This window comes from Enorma massiliensis phI, from assembly GCF_000311845.1.
Lineage (GTDB): Bacteria > Actinomycetota > Coriobacteriia > Coriobacteriales > Coriobacteriaceae > Enorma > Enorma massiliensis.
In genome coordinates this window covers 100,066-119,345 of the sequence record NZ_HE978574.1, presented here as the reverse complement: position 1 = coordinate 119,345, position 19,280 = coordinate 100,066, and the positions used below count along the sequence as shown (strand labels likewise).

13 protein-coding genes and 2 tRNA genes are annotated in these 19,280 nt (G+C 60.3%); 4 read left to right on the top strand and 11 right to left on the bottom strand.

Features of this window, described 5'->3' with window-relative positions:
* Positions 1-214: 214 nt before the first annotated feature.
* The 4 genes from HGEM_RS00515 to carA form a co-directional block, all read right to left on the bottom strand.
* A complete protein-coding gene (locus tag HGEM_RS00515; protein WP_019127439.1) occupies positions 215-1,399 on the bottom strand; it encodes an FprA family A-type flavoprotein in 1,185 nt (394 codons plus the stop codon).
* Positions 1,400-1,485: 86 nt separating this feature from the next.
* Positions 1,486-1,881 (bottom strand): helix-turn-helix domain-containing protein, encoded by a 396-nt coding sequence (locus HGEM_RS00510; RefSeq protein ID WP_019127438.1) that lies wholly within the window; start codon positions 1,879-1,881, stop codon positions 1,486-1,488.
* A 452-nt stretch (positions 1,882-2,333) separates the two neighbouring features.
* Positions 2,334-5,621 (bottom strand): carbamoyl-phosphate synthase large subunit, encoded by a 3,288-nt coding sequence (carB, locus tag HGEM_RS00505; RefSeq protein WP_019127437.1) that lies wholly within the window; start codon positions 5,619-5,621, stop codon positions 2,334-2,336.
* Positions 5,622-5,890: 269 nt separating this feature from the next.
* The gene (carA, locus tag HGEM_RS00500) at positions 5,891-7,366 is read right to left on the bottom strand and encodes a glutamine-hydrolyzing carbamoyl-phosphate synthase small subunit (protein ID WP_019127436.1); all 1,476 of its coding nucleotides are present in this window, start codon (positions 7,364-7,366) and stop codon (positions 5,891-5,893) included.
* A 265-nt stretch (positions 7,367-7,631) separates the two neighbouring features.
* On the opposite strand from carA, the gene HGEM_RS00495 reads away from it, so the two are divergent.
* Positions 7,632-9,320, top strand: coding sequence for an RNA-binding domain-containing protein (locus HGEM_RS00495; RefSeq protein ID WP_019127435.1), 1,689 nt, complete (start codon positions 7,632-7,634; stop codon positions 9,318-9,320).
* Positions 9,321-10,625: 1,305 nt separating this feature from the next.
* Here the strand turns inward: HGEM_RS00495 and HGEM_RS09600 are convergent.
* On the bottom strand, positions 10,626-10,850 hold the full coding sequence (locus HGEM_RS09600; RefSeq protein WP_051008416.1) for a hypothetical protein: 225 nt from the start codon (positions 10,848-10,850) through the stop codon (positions 10,626-10,628).
* Positions 10,851-10,883: 33 nt separating this feature from the next.
* Here HGEM_RS09600 and HGEM_RS00490 point away from each other — a divergent pair, with 33 nt between their 5' ends.
* Both HGEM_RS00490 and HGEM_RS00485 read left to right on the top strand, forming a co-directional pair.
* A complete protein-coding gene (locus tag HGEM_RS00490) occupies positions 10,884-11,378 on the top strand; it encodes a substrate-binding domain-containing protein (RefSeq protein WP_051008415.1) in 495 nt (164 codons plus the stop codon).
* Positions 11,379-11,738: 360 nt separating this feature from the next.
* Positions 11,739-12,632 carry a PfkB family carbohydrate kinase gene (locus HGEM_RS00485; RefSeq protein WP_019127432.1) on the top strand — a complete coding sequence of 298 codons (894 nt, stop codon included), beginning with the start codon at positions 11,739-11,741 and terminating at the stop codon, positions 12,630-12,632.
* Between the two features lie 461 nt (positions 12,633-13,093).
* Here the strand turns inward: HGEM_RS00485 and HGEM_RS00480 are convergent, their stop codons facing one another.
* From HGEM_RS00480 to HGEM_RS00460, 5 genes are all read right to left on the bottom strand, one after another.
* Positions 13,094-14,116 (bottom strand): hypothetical protein, encoded by a 1,023-nt coding sequence (locus HGEM_RS00480; RefSeq protein WP_230197193.1) that lies wholly within the window; start codon positions 14,114-14,116, stop codon positions 13,094-13,096.
* Between the two features lie 78 nt (positions 14,117-14,194).
* Positions 14,195-15,970: an ABC transporter ATP-binding protein gene (locus HGEM_RS00475; protein WP_035100821.1), complete on the bottom strand. Its 1,776-nt coding sequence runs from the start codon at positions 15,968-15,970 to the stop codon at positions 14,195-14,197.
* 189 nt (positions 15,971-16,159) lie between these two features.
* Positions 16,160-16,633 (bottom strand): PTS sugar transporter subunit IIA, encoded by a 474-nt coding sequence (locus HGEM_RS00470; RefSeq protein ID WP_019127429.1) that lies wholly within the window; start codon positions 16,631-16,633, stop codon positions 16,160-16,162.
* Positions 16,634-16,990: 357 nt separating this feature from the next.
* Positions 16,991-17,066: transfer RNA gene (locus tag HGEM_RS00465), tRNA-Ala, on the bottom strand.
* A gap of 62 nt (positions 17,067-17,128) precedes the next feature.
* Positions 17,129-17,205: transfer RNA gene (locus HGEM_RS00460), tRNA-Ile, on the bottom strand.
* A 966-nt stretch (positions 17,206-18,171) separates the two neighbouring features.
* On the opposite strand from HGEM_RS00460, the gene HGEM_RS10290 reads away from it, so the two are divergent.
* Entirely contained in the window at positions 18,172-18,948 is a 777-nt protein-coding gene (locus HGEM_RS10290) for a class B sortase (RefSeq protein WP_019127427.1), read from the top strand.
* Here the strand turns inward: HGEM_RS10290 and HGEM_RS00445 are convergent.
* Complete coding sequence (locus HGEM_RS00445; protein WP_019127426.1) at positions 18,945-19,133, bottom strand: hypothetical protein; 189 nt, start codon at positions 19,131-19,133, stop codon at positions 18,945-18,947. The genes HGEM_RS10290 and HGEM_RS00445 overlap by 4 nt on opposite strands.
* Positions 19,134-19,280 lie beyond the last annotated feature (147 nt).

Below are 19,280 nucleotides of genomic sequence, written 5' to 3'. Positions count from 1 at the left end.
GCCGCCAGCCAGCCTTGGCGGAACACTCCCCCGCCACCGGGCACCGCCTCACCGTCCGGCTGCGGCTCACCAAAAAAGGCGCTGCCTTGCCAGCACCCGGCCCCGTCTCTCCTCCGCCCAAGCCCGCCCCACCAAAAAGCCCCGGCTGCGCACTTACGCAACCGGGGCCGATCGTCAGACTTTTGCAACCGCTACGCGCGGGTGTCCTCGATAACTACGAGCGGGTGTCCTCGATGATCTTCTTCACCGTATCCTGGATCTCGGTGAGCTTCTCCTCGCCAGGAATCCACTGCTGGGTGATCACGGGCACGGGCATCTCGAACTTGGCGTCCTGCATGGCCTGCTCGACCTGCTTGGGGCCCAGCGGCGCCCAGCCATAGCTGCCGAACGCGATACCGATGCGCTGGCTGTTGTTGGGCGAAAGGCCGCGCATGTAGGTGAGGAAGCTCGCCACCGTGGGCATCATGTTGGAGTTGAGGGTGGGCGAGCCAACCGCCACGTAGCGCGCGTCGCACATATAGAGCATGATGTCCGAGATGTGCGTGTGCTTGAGGTCGATGAGCTGGGCCGTCACGCCCTCCTTGATGAAGGCGTCGCAGATCTCGCGCGCCATAAGCTCGGTGGAGTGCCACATGGAGTCGAACACCACCACGGCCTTGTCTTCGGTCTGGTAGGTGCTCCAAGCCTGGTACTTCTCCAGGATGGCGGGGATGTTGCTGCGCCAAATCACGCCGTGCGAGGGAGCGATCATCTTGATGTCGAGGCCCGCGAGCGCGCCCATGGCCTTCTGCACCTGGGCACCGTACGGCCACACGATGTTGGCGTAGTACTTCTTGGCCTGCTTCATGACCTCGGCAAGGTCGTTCTCGTCGTCGAAGCGCTTGCTCGTGGCGAAATGCCGGCCGAAGGCGTCGTTCGAGAAGAGGATGCCGTCCTCGGGGCACCAAGTGACCATGTTGTCGGGCCAATGGACCATGGGCGTCTGCACGAAGTGGAGCGTGCGCTCGCCAATGCTCAGCGAGTCGCCGGTCTTCACGCCCTCGACCTCGATGCCGTAGTGCGCGCGGATCTCGTTCACGCCGGCCGGAGCGCTGGCGTAGATGGTCGCGCTCGGCGCGAACTCGTGGATCTTGGGCAGGCTGCCGGAGTGGTCCATCTCCACGTGGTTGGTGATCACGACATCGATCTTCGCCGGATCGACCACTTGGCTGATGCGCTGAACGAACTCGTCGGTGAAGGTCGCCTTAGCGGTATCGATGAGCGTTACCTTCTCGTCCATGATGAGATAGGCGTTGTAGGTAATGCCGCGTTCGGTGGTGTAGCCGTGGAACTGGCGCTCGTTCCAGTCGAGCCCGCCGACCCACCAAACCTTCGGCGCGATCTCAATAGCGTTGAGCATGCTGCTCCCTTCTGCTGCCCGCGGGCAGCCTTGAATGCTTGACCGCGGACCATGATAGCACGCGCGCTGCGCCGCGGGAAATGCTCCTACGACGAGGATTCTGCCGAAGACCTGGGCTTGCGACCTCGACGTTTGTTGACGAGCGCATGCGCGCCGTCGCGTCGGTACGCTCGGCACCACGCCTTGAGCGAAGATTCGCTGGGAATCTGATACTTAACCATCACATCGCGGACCGACTTGCCGCGCTCCACGTGCTCCTTCACGGCGGCGAGCTTGGTCTCGTAGTCGTACACCTTGCGGTGGCTCCCAGCGTTGAGCACGGCCTCCGCACCGCCCACGGCAAACGCGCGGGCCCATTGCCGGGCCGTCGCATCGCTCACCCCAAGCTCGCGCGCGAGGTGGCGGCGGCCCACATCGGCTTCGAGCAGTTCGACCGCCCGCTGGCGCACGTCGTCATGTATCGCCCTGCTGTTCTCGTCCATTGGGAATCGCCACCATCGCATTCGTGTCGCCGGCATTGCAGTCGCGGCACCGGCATCGCCCTTGCGTCGCCCGTGCCGCGTTCGCGTCTTAGGCTTCGTCTTCATGCCACCGGTGCCGCATTCGCGCCGCCGGCATCGCATCCGCAGATTGAGGAACGAAACGGGATTGTACCTGCCCCGTCTTCTTGATCCGCTCGCTTACTTAGATTATGCGTAAATTGTTACTAACTTAGGTCAATTAACATCGTATCGCCATGAACGGGGCACCCTCGCCAGGGGAGCAGGGTGCCCCCGGCGGCAACGGGGCGGGGCTGCCGAGAAACGCCGGCCGGCGGCAGCGGGGCGAAATCGCCGGGGTGCCCCCGGCGGCAGCGGGGTGGGGTACCCCGGCCGCCGCCGGCATCGCAATCTTCCAGAATCCGCAGGCCCGGACGCATCGAGGCAGAAGCGCCCTACACCTCGTACTGGGGGAGGTCCTGCAGGGCGATGACCCCCATGTCCTCGCCGCGATCGAGGCGAGCGTCCTCAACGGCTTCGACCGCTGCCACGAAGGCGTTCGCCGCGCTCAAGGCCGTGATGCACGTGACCCCGCGACGCACGGCCTCGGTGCGCAGCTGGTACCCGTCGCCACGAGACTCCTGCCCGAACGGCGTGTTGATCATGAGGGCGATCTCTCCATTCGCCACCATGTCCCCAATGTTGGGGTGCGCCTCGCTGAACTTGCGCACCACCTCGCACTTCACGTTGCCGCCAACCAGCACGCGGGCCGTGCCCTCGGTTGAGCAAATCTCGAACCCCAGGTACCGCAGGATGCGCGCGAGCGAGAGGATGTTGCGCTTGTCGCGATCATTCACCGAGATGAACACCTTGCCGCTCTCCGGCGTGGGAAGCTCGTAGCTGATCGCAAGCTGTGTCTTGGCATATGCTTCGGGATAGCTCTTCGCGATGCCCATCACCTCGCCCGTCGACTTCATCTCCGGGCCGAGCACCACGTCGGCGCCCGGGAAGCGGCCCCACGGCATCACCGCTTCCTTCATGCAGAACCAGTCGAGCCGCCGGTCGTCGGCAGGCAGGTGCAGGTCGGCGATCTTCTCCCCCGCCATGATGCACGCCGCGCACTTGGCGAGCGGAACACCCGTGGCCTTCGAGATGAACGGCACCGTTCGGCTCGCGCGCGGGTTTGCCTCGATCACATAGACCTGCTCACCCTGGATGGCATATTGCACGTTCACTAGGCCGCGCACGCCAAGCGCCATGGCAATGCGCGCCGTGGTGTCGCGCAGCTTCGCCACGAGCGCGTCGGAGAAGCTGAAGGGCGGAATGCACGTGGCGGAATCGCCCGAATGGATACCGGCCTCCTCGATATGCTCCAAGATGCCGCCGATATAGACCTCGTCCCCGTCGCAGAGCGCGTCCACGTCGCATTCCATAGCGCCCTCGAGGAACCGGTCGAGGTAGACGGGGTAGTCAGGCGAGACGCGCGCGGCCTCGGCCATGTACTCCCGAAGGTGCTCCGCGTCGTAGGCGATCATCATGCCGCGGCCACCCAGCACGTAGCTCGGGCGCACGAGCAGCGGGAACCCGATCCGCGCCGCAACTTGCTCCGCCTCCTCGAAGCTCCGCGCCTCGCCCGCCGGCGGATACATGATGCGCATGCGGTCCAACAGGGCGCTAAATCGCTCGCGGTCCTCGGCAAGGTCGATGGCATCGGGTTGCGTGCCCATAATCTTCACGCCAGCATCGGCGAGCGCGCGGGCCAGCTTGAGCGGGGTCTGGCCGCCGAGCGTCACCACCACGCCGTCGGGGCGCTCCACATCGACGATATCCATGACGTCCTCGTAGGTAAGCGGCTCGAAGTACAGCCGGTCGGACGTGTCGTAGTCGGTGGAGACGGTTTCGGGGTTGCAGTTCACCATGATGGTCTCGAAGCCGCGGCTCGCCAGCGCGTAGCTCGCGTGCACGCAGCAGTAATCGAACTCGATGCCCTGGCCAATACGGTTGGGCCCCGCGCCCAGAATCATCACCTTGGGCTTGCGCGCTCGGGTCACCTCGTCTGCCGCAACGCCACGGCTCGCGTCGGGCGATACCCGCATGAGGCCCTCGTAGGTCTTGTAGTGATACTCCGTTGCGCTCGCAAACTCCGCGGCGCACGTATCGACGGTCTTCATGCAGGGAACAACGCCGAGCCCCTTGCGATAGGCCCGAACGAAGCGCTCGTCGCTCCCGGTGAGCTGCGCGATCTCGGCATCGCTCGCACCGTATTGTTTGAGCAGACGCATGGCGTCGGCATCGATGTCCTCCACGCGCAGGCCCCGGACGCTCTCCTGCACGGCGATCATGTCGGCGATGCGCGAGATGAACCACGAATCGATGCCGGTGAGCTCGTGCACGCGCTCATGGCTCCATCCGCGACGGAGCGCCTCGGCGAGCGCGAAGATGCGGTCCTCGGTGGGCGATGCCACGCGGCCCCCAAGCTCGTCATCCGGCACGGCAGCAAGGTTGTCGCCGCCCGCGCTCAGCCCGGCGTGCCCGTCTTCGAGCGAGCGCATGGCCTTGCCGAACGCCTCCTCGAACGTGCGGCCGATGGCCATAATCTCTCCCACCGCCTTCATGCGCGTTGTGAGGGTAGTGTCGGTGCCCTTGAACTTCTCGAATGCGAAGCGCGGCACCTTGACCACACAGTAATCGATGCTGGGCTCGAAGCACGCCGGCGTGGCCTTGGTGATGTCGTTTACGATCTCGTCGAGGGTGTAGCCCACCGCAAGGCGAGCCGCTGCTTTGGCGATGGGGAATCCGGTGGCCTTGGACGCAAGCGCCGAGCTTCGGCTCACGCGCGGGTTCATTTCGATCACGATGAGGCGGCCGTTCTTGGGATTCACGGCAAACTGCACATTGGATCCGCCCGTCTCCACGCCCACCTTCTCCAGGATGGCCAGCGAGGCCACGCGCATACGCTGGTACTCCAGGTCGGAAAGGGTCTGCGCCGGCGCCACGGTGATGGAATCGCCCGTGTGCACGCCCATGGGGTCGAGGTTCTCGATGGAGCACACGATGATGCCGTTGCCAGCGCGGTCGCGCATGACCTCCATCTCGTACTCTTTCCAGCCCTCGATGGATTCCTCCACGAGCACCTCGCCGGCAGGAGAGAGCTCGAGGCCCTGGCGCACGATCTCGCGCAGCTCCTGCTCATCGTGCGCGATACCGCCACCCGCGCCGCCCAGGGTAAAGCTCGGGCGCAGCACGCAGGGGTAGCCCACGCGCGCCACGATAGCGAGCGCATCATCGATGGAATAAGCGTAACCGCTGCGGGCAACCTCCAGACCGATCTCGGCCATGGCCTCATTGAAGAGCTTGCGGTCCTCGCCCCGCTCGATGGCGGCAAGGTCGCACCCGATCATCTCGACGCCATATGCATCGAGCGTGCCGTTCTTGGCCAGCTCCACAGCGGCATTGAGGCCCGTCTGCCCACCGAGCGTGGGAAGCAGGGCGTCGGGACGCTCTCGGGCGATCACCTTCTCGATGAACTCTGGGGTCACGGGCTCAACATAGGTGCGGTCCGCAAGCCCCGGGTCCGTCATGATCGTAGCCGGATTTGAGTTGACCAGAACGACCTCGTAGCCGTCCTCCTTGAGCACTTTGCAGGCCTGAGCGCCAGAATAATCGAACTCGCAGGCCTGGCCGATGACGATCGGGCCGGACCCGATGACGAGAATCCGCTTGATGTCGGTACGTTTGGGCATGAGCCCTCCTTTTTTCTAAAAATCGCTCAAATCCTGTCAGTTATTTCAGATATGAACGATTGAACCTTCGATACGGTGCCGATTTCCTGTTTGCTGGGCGCCCACAGGATAAAAATCGCCCAAATTCGCAATTAACACACCCTCTTTTCGCCCTACAGCGCCGTTTCGCGCATTCCGAATCGTTCATATCTGAAATAACTGCCAGGAAATGACGCGATTCGACGAAAAACTTCCGCTGCGCGGCGAAAAGCAGGCCTGAGCTCGCCTCGCTAGGCAACCGGCTCCTCGGCGAAGGTCCACCCTGCGAGGCGGTCCTTGGCGATATCGATATCCAGGTAATCGCGGTCGCCATCCATGAGGCGCATGAACGCGGTGAACAGGTAATGCGCATCGGTAGGGCCAGGCGCGGCCTCGGGGTGGTATTGCACGCTGAACGCAGGGGCATCGAGCAGCTGAATGCCCTCGGCGGTACCGTCGTTCAGGTTCACGTGCGTGAGGCGGATGCGTCCGAAGCGCTCATTGCTCACCACGGGCGCCACGCCCCGCTCGACCCAGAATCGCAGGTCGCCGGTGGCAGGAGCGCCATCGGATCCGCAAGGGTGCTCGGACACGCCGCCCGAAAGCTCCGGCACGAGCACCCCCAGGCTCGGGAACACGAGGCCGAACCCGTGGTTCTGCGCGGTGATCTCCACGCGGTGCGTAAGCAGATTCATAACCGGCTGATTGCCTCCGCGATGCCCGTAGGCGAGCTTCTCCATGGCGGCTCCGGCAGCAAGGCTGATCATCTGGTGCCCCAAGCAGATGCCGAAGATGGGCACCTTGCCAATAAGCCGCTGAACCTGGGTGTACGTTTCCTCCACGGCGTCCGGGTCGCCTGGCCCGTTGGAAAGAAAGACGCCGTCGGGGCGGTGCTTGAGCACCTCGGAGGCAGGCGTGTCCCATGGCACGACGAGAAGCTCGCACCCCACACGCGCGAGCCCTTCGATGATGCCCCTCTTCACGCCGCAGTCGTACACCACGACCTTCTTGCGCGCATTGGCCGGGGCGGCCGCAGCGAAGGCGCGGTTCTGGGAAAGGCTCGACGCACCATATCCGTAGGCCTCCTTGCAGCTTACGGTCTGCACGAGGTTCGTCCCCACGAGATCTGGGGCGCTATCGAGCATGTGAGCGAGCTCGGCAAGATAGAATACCTCGGTTGAGACGATGCCCTTTTGTGCTCCGTTGTCGCGCAGGTGCCGCACGAGCGCGCGCGTATCGATGCCCTCGATGGCGACGACGCCGCGCTCCTCGAGGTATTCCGGCAGGCTCATGGTCGAGCGCCAGTTCGACGGCACATGGCACATATCGTGCACCACGAGACCGCGCAGTGCCGGCTTCACGTTCCCCACGCGCCTGCCCGGCATACCCGGCGCCGTCTGGGTATCGGCAAGGTCGATGCCGTAGTTCCCTATCTGGGGGTAGGTCATGGTCACGATCTGCCCGGCATAGCTCGGGTCCGTCACGACCTCGAAGTATCCCTCGAGCGAGGTGTTAAAGCACACCTCCCCCACCGCTGTGCCTGCGGCGCCACACGAGCGTCCGTAGAACGCCGTGCCGTCGGCCAGTAGCAAGATGGCTGGGTCACTCGATTGTTTGCTGGTTTTTGATAGCATGCGCGCCGCGAGGTCGCTTACGCGCGCCCGACGAGCCGATGGGCTCGCATCGCAAGTGCTGGCAAGCTCGGCCGCCATGTCTTGTGGTGCCATGTTCGCTCCTTCCCGGGCTCTCTGGACCGGATTAAAGGTTAATAGGCCGTTTGCTATTGTAGTCATGTATTGTCTCAAAATGATCATTATTTATCTTTTATTCAACTTGGCATACTCCTTATGGATAAAATATTCATTTCCCTCTCATTATTTGTCCTCGTCCACAGAAAGACTCCATGGGCAGAAGGGCCGCGCAACAGGCAAGCCCGATCCGCATGCCGGACAAACATCCCGCCCTGATACCAGAGGCATGCGAGGGGCCATTATGACTGTTGCGCGAGATATCCCAGAGAGGGAAACCCTTAAGTACGAGTTCAAAAGTGATCGGAAGAGGCTCCCCGACGGAGAACTCATCGACACGGTGGTCGCTCTTACCAACACCGAAGGCGGCACAATCTACCTCGGCGTTGAAGACGACGGGACTCCCACAGGGATTCACCAGGACCACGCCGGTACCACAAAACTCGCCGCGCTTGTCGCCAACAAAACGGTGCCGCCTGTGCCTGCAAGAGTCTCAACGCTGCTTCTCAACGCGAACGGCGTAATGGATGAGGACGGTGTCCAGATTGTTGAGATTGAGATTCCGAAGTCAACCGCCATCGTTTCGTCTAGCGATGGAAAGATCATGCGACGAAAGCTCAAAGCAGACGGCAGCCCCGAGAGCGTACCGCTCTACCCCTATGAAATCATAACCAGGCTTTCCGCCATCGGGCAGCTTGACTACTCGGCGTTCCCCCTGCCCGATACGAGCATAGACGACTTCGGCTCTGAAGAAATTGCCCGGCTGCGCGATATCCTCTCACGCAGTAGAAACAGCGATCAGGCACTTCTTGAGCTCTCGGATGAAGAAATCCTCAGCGCGCTGCGCATGACGACAACGGTCGACGGCAGGATCACGCCCACGGTCATGGGCATCCTCCTTGCCGGCAAACCAGAGGTCATCTCTCGCACCATCCCCACGTCTTCCGCGACCTTTCAAGTCCTCGAAGGAACCGAAATCCGTGTTAACCAGGACTTCGATCAACCCCTGCTCTATACCATTGAAAAGATGTACGAGATGCTTAGTCCATGGAACCCTGAGAGGGAATACGAGGACGGCCTCTTCAGACAATCAATCCCCGAATTCGACCATAGGGCATACCGCGAAGCCCTCGTGAACGCATTTGGACACAGGGATTACGCTGCGCTCGGACGGGTGAGAGTACTTGTAGACGATGAGGGCCTCACCATATCTAACCCGGGTGGGTTTATGGAAGGTGTTACCGTCGACAACCTGCTCACGGTTGAGCCCCACGGTCGCAATGAGTGCCTAATGGGCGCGCTCAAGCGCATCGGCCTCGCCGAGAAAACCGGACGCGGCGTCGATAGAATTTTTGAAGGGTCTCTCTACTGCGGCCGTCCACTGCCCGATTATTCCGGAAGCACTTCCGCAAGCGTGAGCGTCTTCATAGCACGAAGTGCTCCCGTCAGGCTGTTCATGCAGATGCTCGACGAGGAGCGCGAGCGTACCGGGCGCCCCCTGTCCTTGAAATCGCTTCTAGTCCTTGATGCTTTGAAGCAGCAAAGAAGGCTAACGATCACAGAGCTCTCTTCCCAGACCCACACCACCGATGCCGTCACCAGATCGATAGTGGAAGCGCTTGTCGAAGCGGGGATAGTTGAGGGGATTGGCAATGCTAGCAACCGAGCCTACATACTCAGCAGCAAAGTATATGCTCGCTCTGGAAAAGGGTCTGGTTTTGTTCGCCAATCTGATATCGACAAAATTAGATATCCGGAGCTGATTATGAAGTTGGCGCGCCAGCAAGGTGGAGAAATAAGACGACGGGACGTTGAGAGTTTGCTCCACCTCACCGAGAAGCAGGCCTACCGAGAACTCGCAAAGCTTGTCGAAAAGGGCGCGCTTGAGCTTGTTGGACAAGGTGCGGGTGCCCGGTATCTCGTCGTCAAATAGTCCGGTCGTCCCATCAAAATCAAGACGCAGTCAGGACATGTCTTAATAAATCAGTACATGTCCTGATTATTGTCCGGTTTTTAGCGAATCCCCTGCCTGATTAATCAATGCATGTCCTGATTTTGATAAGCAGTTGTCCCGATCTTCGGAATAATCGATTGCGCGCTAAAGGTCGCGACCAATACGCTGCTCAATCATTAAACCGAGGTACCGTCAAGATTCTTGCGCACTTTCCGACAGCCCCATGGGCCCGCCATCCGGTGCGGCTACTCGTCCAGCAGCGTCACGTCCAGGTAGCGGCGGGAGTCGCACTCGCCCTCGGCGACGCACCTCAGCCTCGCGGTCGCGCGCATGGTCTTCCTCCAGTCTGATCGAATCTAGGCAACTCAAATCATACCGGGGCGGGCCGTGCCCTCCTTCCAATCTGGACGCTATTCCGCTGTCAAAGTGCGCAAGAAATTGTACGTTACCTTATCAGTAGGGGGTAACATAATCTGCTTGAAAACGTAAACTATAGTCTACGTTACCTCGGGTTTTCCGCTCACCGAATTACTCCGTCGGTGGCCGGCAAAATACAAGCTCCGAGTACTTGCAGCCGCGATTTTGCACGTCTCAATGTGCCTCGCGGCAACGCAGAGCCCCTACAGACAGGTTGGGCTATAGGACAAAAGTGTGGGCTAGTCCCAATCCATACGGTACGGCTCGGTGCGGTAAAGCTCCGACCACACGACGGCGCCTCCCCTTTGGGGGGATAGTTCATTCAAGTCTCTTTTTGGTGGCAAGCCTGTCGTAGATGGCCTCGATAGAGGCATCTGTCGGCATCGCACGTAAGGCCCCTGGAACCGTAAAGGACAAAGTAATTCATACTCCAGACATAAAGAAAGCGCCGGAGGTGGGTGTATTACACACCGTTCGGGCGCTTTGCTGTCTTCACAATATCCGATTCCTACTTGATGTCAATCATCTCGGCTCGATGGTTCACAAAACCAAATGCTGTATGCTGCGCAAAACCGTCGCGTTCTTCCGCAGCTCGCGCTCCATTTGGGCGTCGGACAACTTCTTGGTTCAGGAGCACATGACGTGTCTACAAAAGTCAAACGCTTTGTCATTCCCCGCACGTCAATTGAATATGTAGCAACGTAAAGGGCCCTTGCGTCGTCATGCACGGAGCCCTGGAAAGAAGGAATATGTTTCACGAACGTCGGCGGGACCAGCGGGTCTGGCGCTCATCAGCAGCCGCACCGCCGCCAAACGCAGCAGCGCTTCTTGTCCGCACCGCCCTGCGCCGCAGCTCAACGCAGGCCGCTACTCCGAGCTTCTCGTCCCTTTACGCCCAAAGAACTCCTTGATCTGCGGCCCTGCCACCTGGATCATGATCACGATGATCAGGATAACGCCCTTGATCGTGTCCTGGATCAGCGCATCCATCTTGAGCGCGATGATGATCTTATCGATTACGTCATACGAAAGAGCACCGAACAGCACGCCGATCATGCGCCCGCGGCCGCCGTTTCGCGCGTGTTCAACCATCCCGAGCTCGTAAGCTCAAAGACCGCGGCGCGCGTGAATGCAAACATACGCGAGCTCAATTATTCTTCGGCTGTTGGACAGTACAACTCCGCCGAATTCGAGGGTGGCGCCGGCCTCATCATGGTCAACATCCCCTGGCTCGACAACCCCTTTTACAGCGAGATCGTGCGCGTGCCCGACAACAGCTACGGCCTTGCCCACTCCGCGGTGTGCCACATGCTGGAATCTGCCAACGCCCCCGACGGCGTATTCGCATGCTCCGACACCTATGGAGCTGCGGTTATCAGTGCTGCGCTGCGAGCTGGGCTTACGGTTCCCGGCGACCTCATGGTCGTAGGTTTCGACAACACCGACAACGCTATCATGACGACGCCCACACTCACCACCGTGAACCAGCCGCGCTATCGTATGGGCTATACCGCTTGTAACATCCTCCTCGAACGCATGAAGGGGGCTGCCGCGCCGCAGTCAATGACCATGGAAACCGAGCTTGTGGTGCGCGAATCCACCACGCGGTCGAGGGCATAACCAAGAGCGCCTCGGGGTAGCAGCGGATATCAATGGATTCCCCGCGCTCATGTGCAAAGTCCTCCCATTAGACTCGCAGGTCAAATACCAAAAAATACCCCACGCTCGCGTGTAGAACCCATTTCGCGCCGCTCGGCATGCAGCGGAGAAATGGATTCATCGCGCGCCGGCGCACCACCAACTCTCCCGTGCGCCGATAGCGAATCTACGCCCCACCGGCTCAGAATCGGCAACCTGCTTCATGGCCGCTCCGCGTTCGTTGCGTAACGAACGTGTTTCTCGCCCCGCGCAGGGCATGCAAGCACTATGCTGGTGTCTCGTACGCTGGTCCATAAGTCCGCGGAAGAAAGAAGGCAATCCATGTCTAACCAAATCACCAGCTCCCTGCCACCCCTCTATCAACGCGAGGGGGACTACATCCCGCGCGTCGCTGCCGTGCACGACCTGTGCGGCTACGGCAAGTGCTCGCTCGGCGTCGCCATTCCCGTACTCTCCGCCGCCGGTTGCGATGTCTGCCCTGTGCCAACCGCGCTTTTTTCGAGCCACACGGCGTTTCCTGGCTGGTACATGCACGATACGACCGCGATTCTGCCCGATTATCTCGAAGCCTGGAAGGGCATTGGGGTCGATATCGACGCCGTGTACTCCGGTTTCCTGGGCGCTCCCGAGCAGGTAGACATCATCAAGGGCATCTACGAAACCTACCCGAAGGCCCTGCGCATCGTTGACCCCGTCATGGCCGACCACGGCAAGGTGTATGCCACCTACACCCCCGAGCTTTGCTCCGCCATGGCCGAGCTCGCCGAGGGCGCGGACATTCTCACCCCCAACCTCACCGAGGCCGCCATCATCCTCGATGAGCCGATCGGCGATGCCTGGGCGGGCGAGAGCATTTCGGACGACGAAGCGCGGCGAATGGTGGAAGCGCTCCTTGCCAAGGGGACCAAGACCGTGGTACTCAAGGGCGTGCAGCGCGGCGATGGGCTCATCCGTAACTTCGTTGGGTCGCAGTCGGGCGCGTTCTTCGAGGTAAACAACGAGCTGCTCCCCTACATGCTGCACGGAACAGGAGACCTGTACTGCTCGTGCCTGCTGGCTGCCGTCATGGCCGGAAAGGCGCTCGACGAGGCCGTCCGCTTCGCCGGCGACTTCGTGCACGACGCGATGATCGTCTCCTCGAAGCAGCCGCAGTTCCGTGAGCGCGGCGTTAGTTACGAGCCGCTGCTCGGGAAGGTCACGGCGCTGCTAGCATAGCCCACACAGAGCAGCCCAGGATTCTCAGGGGGCGCTTAGCATAGCCCCTCCCATTTTGGCTGTTGTTTTCGAGCGGGGGTGTTTGTCCCACCGGGACAAACACCCCCGCTTTTTCGCTTCCGGCTTCACTCGCACCCCGTTTTCGCCTGAATCTACCCCCTTGCAGCACCAGCGCTTCAAAACTCTCGCCAAAGGGTCGAATTTTAACGAGTGGCCCAGATATACCCCATGGCGAGTGAACGAAAAGTGCTGGTACACGAAGTGTGATACTGTTGGCTACTCGACACGTGCTTCAAAATCCGATCCTTTGGCGAGAGTTTTGCATCGAACTACTTCCGCAGGGGGTCTTTAGCACCAAAATCGGGCCGGTTAGCGCAACCCAATGCCCTAAAGGCGCACATCCGAGTATATGAGAGGCCGAATGCCTCTTGCACCGCGGAGCCCTATCGCCCCGCAGAACGCTATTGCCCTGAAGAATCCCCGGAGGCTGCATCCTGCTGCGCAGCCGTCGCATCCGAGTTATGCGCAGCGGAGAGAGCGTCCCTCAGGGTTTGGCCGTCGTCGGTCCCCAAGAACACATCCCTGCCCTTAAGGCTTTGCTCCAAAGCCAGCTCGTCTTCCTGAGCCTCGATATCGCTCTGGTCGACGCTCGGCGTGTCTATCAGCGACGACACCGAGTTCACCTGCTTCTGAATACGGCTGGCGACCTCCTCGTCCATACCGGCAATCCGCAGCTCCCAGTCGATGTTGCTCGACGCCTCAGACATATTCTTCGTCCAGATGAACGTGAAAATCTGCCGCTCGGTGCCATCAACAGGGAAGAACGAGAACAGCCCGTCGCTCACGATGTTCCCATCCTCGTCCATAACGGCCGAGACGTTGTACACCACGCGATTGATGTTGTCGTTAAGCAGTGCGTTCGTAGCGAGCGCGGCTGCCTCGATCTGGCTGTTAGAAAACAGTTCGAGCTCGTTGGACGCGTCGGTCGAAACCACGCTTACCTCAACCACGCCCGTGCGCTCATCTGCCTCGTCCACCGTGAAGGTGCTCGGGAACTGGGTGAATCCGTTGCCCCACTCCAAGCCGCCTTCGATGGCGCGGCTCACGGTCTCCGTATTCACCGTGTCCGAAAGGTTTGCCGTGTTCAGGCGGCGCATGACGCCGTATCCCACCTGCATGCCCACTACGAGCACGATGATGCCCACGATGAACGCCACGCCAAAGCGCGAGATGGTGTTGCCCACCTTCGAACCCGAAGGGTCCTCGTCAGAAAGCGGGTCGACCGTGCTGCCCGTGCGCGAGCGGCGGTCTTCCGCGGTCAGGCGCTCCTCGGCCTCCTCGTCACCAGCGCTGCGCGCGGCGCGCCATGACATCAAGCGCTTCTTGCGCGTTTTCACGCGCGCAGGGTCGATGACGCCCGATGCGTCGACCTCCGAGAAGAGCTCGGTCACTTCTTCTGGTGTGAGCTGCCGTTTCTTTCCCATCGTCTTCCTGTCGAGCCAAATCCGAACGCGAGCGAATGCCTCCACGCAAGAGCCGCGGCCCCGCGCAGGCCACAAGCCTTAGGCGCTGGTGGCACGCATTCCCTCGAACTGCATTCGATAGTAGCGGGCGTACGTGCCGTTTTGTGCGAGAAGCTCCTCGTGGGTGCCGCGCTCCACAACTCGGCCACGCTCCACGGTCGCGATCTCGTCGGCGTTCTTAATGGTCGAGAGGCGATGGGCGATGATGATCGTCGTGCGGTCGCGCGCCAAGCGCTCGAGCGATTCCTGCACTGCCTCCTCGCTCTCGTTGTCGAGCGCCGAAGTTGCCTCGTCGAGAATGAGAATCGCGGGATCCTTGAGGAACACGCGCGCGATGGCCACGCGCTGCTTCTGACCGCCCGAAAGACGGCTTCCGCGCTCCCCCACCACCGTATCGTAGCCCTCGGGGAGACTCTCGATGAACTCGTGGATGTTCGCGCGGCGGGCCGCCTCGGCAATCTCTTCGAACGATGCGTCGGGCCTGCCGTACGCGATGTTCTCGGCGATGGTTCCGTCGAAGAGATATACGTCCTGCTGAACTAGGCCTATCGCCTGACGCAGGCTCCGCTGCGTGACGCTTCGCACATCCTGCCCGTCAATGCAGATGGAACCGTCCTGCACATCGTAGAAGCGGGGCAGCAGCGAACACGTTGTAGACTTGCCGCCGCCCGACGAGCCCACGAGCGCGATGGTCTCGCCCGGGCGGATCGAGAGGCTGAGATGGTCGATGACCGGACGCTCGTCGCCCGCGCGATGCTCATCCTCGAGCTCGCGGTCCTCGTAGCTGAAGCACACATTGCGGTACTCGATAGCACCAGCGCTCACCTTGAGCGGGCGGGCATCGGGCGCATCCTCGATATCGGGCGTGCTCTGAAGCACTTCATCCATGCGGCGGAAGCCGGCGATGGCTTTCTGGAACGTTTCTGTCGAGTTGACAAGGGTCTCGATGGGCGTGGTAAAAAGGCTGATATAGAGCGCAAACGTTGCCATATCGACCGCACTCATGCGGCCTGCGGCAACAAGGCACCCGCCTGCCACCACTACAAGCGTGAACAGTGCCCCGGTCATGAGCGCGCTCGTGGCCTGATAGGTTCCCATCACGCGATACATAGCCTCTTTCGAGCCGAGATAGCGGTCGTTGGAACGGCGGAACTTGATGCGCTCGGTCTCTTCGTTCGCGAACGACTTCACCACGCGCATGCCGGCGAGAGAGTCCTGAAGCTGTGAGTTGACCTCGGAGATCTTGACGCGATTGTCGGTGTAGACGGAGCGCATGCGGAGGTTCTGCACCACCATGAGCGCGACGAAACCAGCAGTAACAAGTGCCATGACCCCGGTGAGCGCGGGTGAGATGGTAAAGAGGATCACGAACGCGCCGATAATCTCGACGCCGCAGATGATGATCCACTCCGGCACGTGGTGGGCCGCCTCACAGATATCGAAGAGGTCATTGACCACGCGGCTCATCATGTCACCCGAGTTCACGCGATCGAAGTAGCTGAAGCTAAACCGCTCATACTGGTCGAAAAGGTCTTGGCGCATCTGCGATTCCATGCGGGCGCCCATGATATGGCCCTGGGCAGACACGAAGTAGCGGCATGCGCAACGAATGAGGTACATGATTACGAGCCCAACGGCAACCATGCCGATCGATGCCATAATCGCGTGCTGTCCCTTGGTGAAAAGACCGTTGGTGAGCGCGCGCAGAATCACCGGAAACGCAAGGTCAATACCTGCGATAACGAGCGCGCAAACGGTATCGGCAATGAAAAGGTGCTTCTGCGGGCCATAGTAGGCAAGAAAACGGCGAAGCATGGTTGACGGACGGGCCGCCCGCGAGATGCTGGCACTCATGTGCTGGCTCTTTTCTATCGTAGAGAGGCTGAAAACCCGAGCGACGCTCAGGGGTTACCAGTATATACAGGCTCGGCGAAGCATGCTTCGAGATTGGCAGAGCACGCCGAAATGTCAACGCGCTCCCATCGGCTCACCTTGAGCGCAGGGCTACGAGCAGAGCTCGCGCATTGTTTCGACCATGCCTTCAGGGGTGGTCTGCGCCATGATTCTGGACACGGCATCGGTATCTAGGAAAACGCCCATAAGCGCCTGGAGTACGGCAACTTGCCCTTCTTCGTGCGCCGTCAGGCCGAGATTCACGATGATCTGCGCGGGCACGTCGCCATCGATTCCAGCCATACCCCTAAATGCAATAGGCTCCTTTGGCTTGATGACGGCGATATAGGGCTTGTTCAGGTGCTCCGGATCGACATGCGGCAGAGCAACGGAAACCGTCTCGAAGGCAAGGCCCGTGGGGTAAGTTTCCTCGCGCTTCTTGATGCCTGCGAGCCACGAATCCTTGATGTAGCCATATGGAGCAAGCTCGTTGGCGAGCTTCTCGAAGAGCTCGTCGCTATTGGTAGCCTCAAAATCGAAGAACACCAGCTCGGGCTTGAAGAGTTCCAGATCAACAGCGCGCATGAAGACCTCCTAGGTGCTCAGAGGTTTCATCATAACAGATGGAATGATGCCGGTTGGGCGGGTACCAACGCCTTTTAGGGCGGGTTTTACGATATGAGGGGCCTTTGCTAAAGACCCTGTGTTTCCCTTGGGTACGAAAAAGCCCCGCCGTAGCGAGGCTTTCGGATTCTTGGTGGAGGTAAGGGGGTTCGCCGCGCGCTGCGCGCGCTCTTTCCGCTGCGGCGGCTGCGCCGCCTTGCGCGCTGCGCGGCAAACGCTCGCGCGTTTGCTTCGCTCCGCGCCCCAAACGGGGTTCGAACCCCATGCTCCCTCCTTGGGTATGGAAAAGCCCCGCCGTAGCGAGGCTTTCATAATTCTTGGTGGAGGTAAGGGGGTTCGAACCCCTGGCCTCAGGCTTGCAAAGCCCGCGCTCTCCCAGCTGAGCTATACCCCCTTTAGGAATAAACACCCCAGCGGCGACTCGGCTCTCGCTGGGGTGTTTATTGCGAAAGAAGATGGTGGACCTGACAAGATTCGAACTTGTGACCTCCCGGTTATCAGCCGGACGCTCTAACCAACTGAGCTACAGGTCCATCGCACTAGGAGATAATACCCCGGCCCACTGGCCGAAGTCAACGACTTTTTTCCGACTTTTTGAATCCCCCTGAATTGCCGCGAGCTACGCTGGGAATTGCGCGGGAGCTCCTTTTGGATTCATGCGAATCGGGTGCGGAATAGCCAAAGAGACCATTGTTGGATTCATGAGAGGCGAATGCAAAACTGCCTGGCTGACCATTTTTGTATTCATGAGAGATGAGTCGAAAACTCAGGAACCTCATTTGGTGTTCATGCCGGCCAGGTTGGGGCCGCCCGCCAGGTTGGGGCTGCTGGCTGGGTTGCGACCGCCCGCCAGGTTGGGGCGGCCGGCCAGGCCGAGGCCACTCGATTGCGATGGGCTCTGTTCCTTTGGTGGAGCAATAGAGTCCTGCTCGCTGCACCTCGAATTTGGTTGTTCATGCGACAGGGCTGAGAAGCTGCCGCTTTCCTTAGTCTTTCAGTTTTTGTTCGGCTCTAAGACGGTATCTTGTCATCTACCACCGAATCATCGACCACCTCCCCTTCATATGCTTGGACCACGGCGTGAAGAGGGAGGCAGCGATGGGCAGACGATGCGGCTTTGGCGGCAAGACTCGCACTCAAAACACAGGCCAGGGGCGCGCGCCGAGCGTATTGCTCAAATGGCTTCCGAAAGCAATCCATACAAGGGTCACGAGGCTGCTCATTTGTACGATTGCTGCGGCGACTTTCGTCCTTGCCATCGCTGCATCCCTCTTCCTGCCCAAACAGGCATGGGCTGCAGACGACGTAGCCTTGCTCGCTATGAAAACGCTGGCGAACCACAGATCTGGCATCCTTGCACAGACGCCTCTATCGGTTACGGGCCCGCTCGTAAGAACGGGCGCAACATCGACGGCTCCCATACTAGCGGTAACGGTCTGCATCGCCCTTATCGCATGTATCCTGTTCGCAATCTGGAGACGTGGGAAACACTAGGCACGATGAGCGCACGTTATTCCGTCAAAAGCATCCTGCGCTCCATAGCTGCCCCGTGCCTTGCCGTTGTCTGCCTCATCGGCGCATGCTCCGCCGGGATCATCTCAGCGCAGGTCGACGTGTATGACCTGTGCATGCGGGGCCTTATGGGCGCGGTCGCCTCCAACACCAACGATATCCAGGTTACGGATCAGGAGAACCATCACAACCCCGCCGTTGTGGCCTGGATAGACGTTGGTGGCACACAGATCAGCTATCCCGTTGCGCAACCAACTTCAACCATGGCAGACGACTATTATCTCCATCATGCCATCGATGGGACTCCCCACAGCCTCGGATGCCCGTATATCGACCGGAGGAGCTCAAAAGATGGGCAGCACGTCGTGGTGTATGCCCACCATCTTGCAAGCTCACCGGTTCTGTTTGGCGAACTGGCGAACCGATACCAACAAGACGCGTTCGATAAGCTCGGCAATGCCACATGGCGCTCCGTTGAGGATGGCAAGGTCGCTCGAACCACAATCTTCCAACCGCTCTGTGCGCTCCGCGTTCCCGCATCGTACGAAGCGATACAGCGGTTTTCCTTTACATCCATTGAAGATATGAAGGCATGGCTCACCGAGCTCGCACGTGAAGCATCCGCCTGCACCGAGAACTGGCAGACTGCGACTAGCGGCGCGCAGCGCGTCCTCAGCCTCATCACCTGCACCGAAGGAAACGGTCACAGCATGTGGCGCACCATCGTGATATTCGTATCAGGGGACCAATCAGAAGCTGGTTAGAAGAGATAGAGCCCGGATGACGACTTAGACTGCTCCGAAGCCACCTCTTCAGCATGGAGCTGTTCCGGGGTGGAACCAACACGAAGAATAAAGAGGGATACCCCGAGGCCGAGCGCGATGGCAAGAATCGCACCGATGAGATACGCGATCCAATGGCGCTTTATAAACTCGATGATCTCACTCACCTGGACCTCCGGATACGAACCAGCTCCCTGTTATGCTACCAGCTTTTGATGGTTCTGTGGCCGCTTGAGCAACTTTACCCTGAACAAACGTCAATGGTCGGTTTATTCAAGAGTTGGGTATAGCAGCAATACCCAGCAAACGAAAGG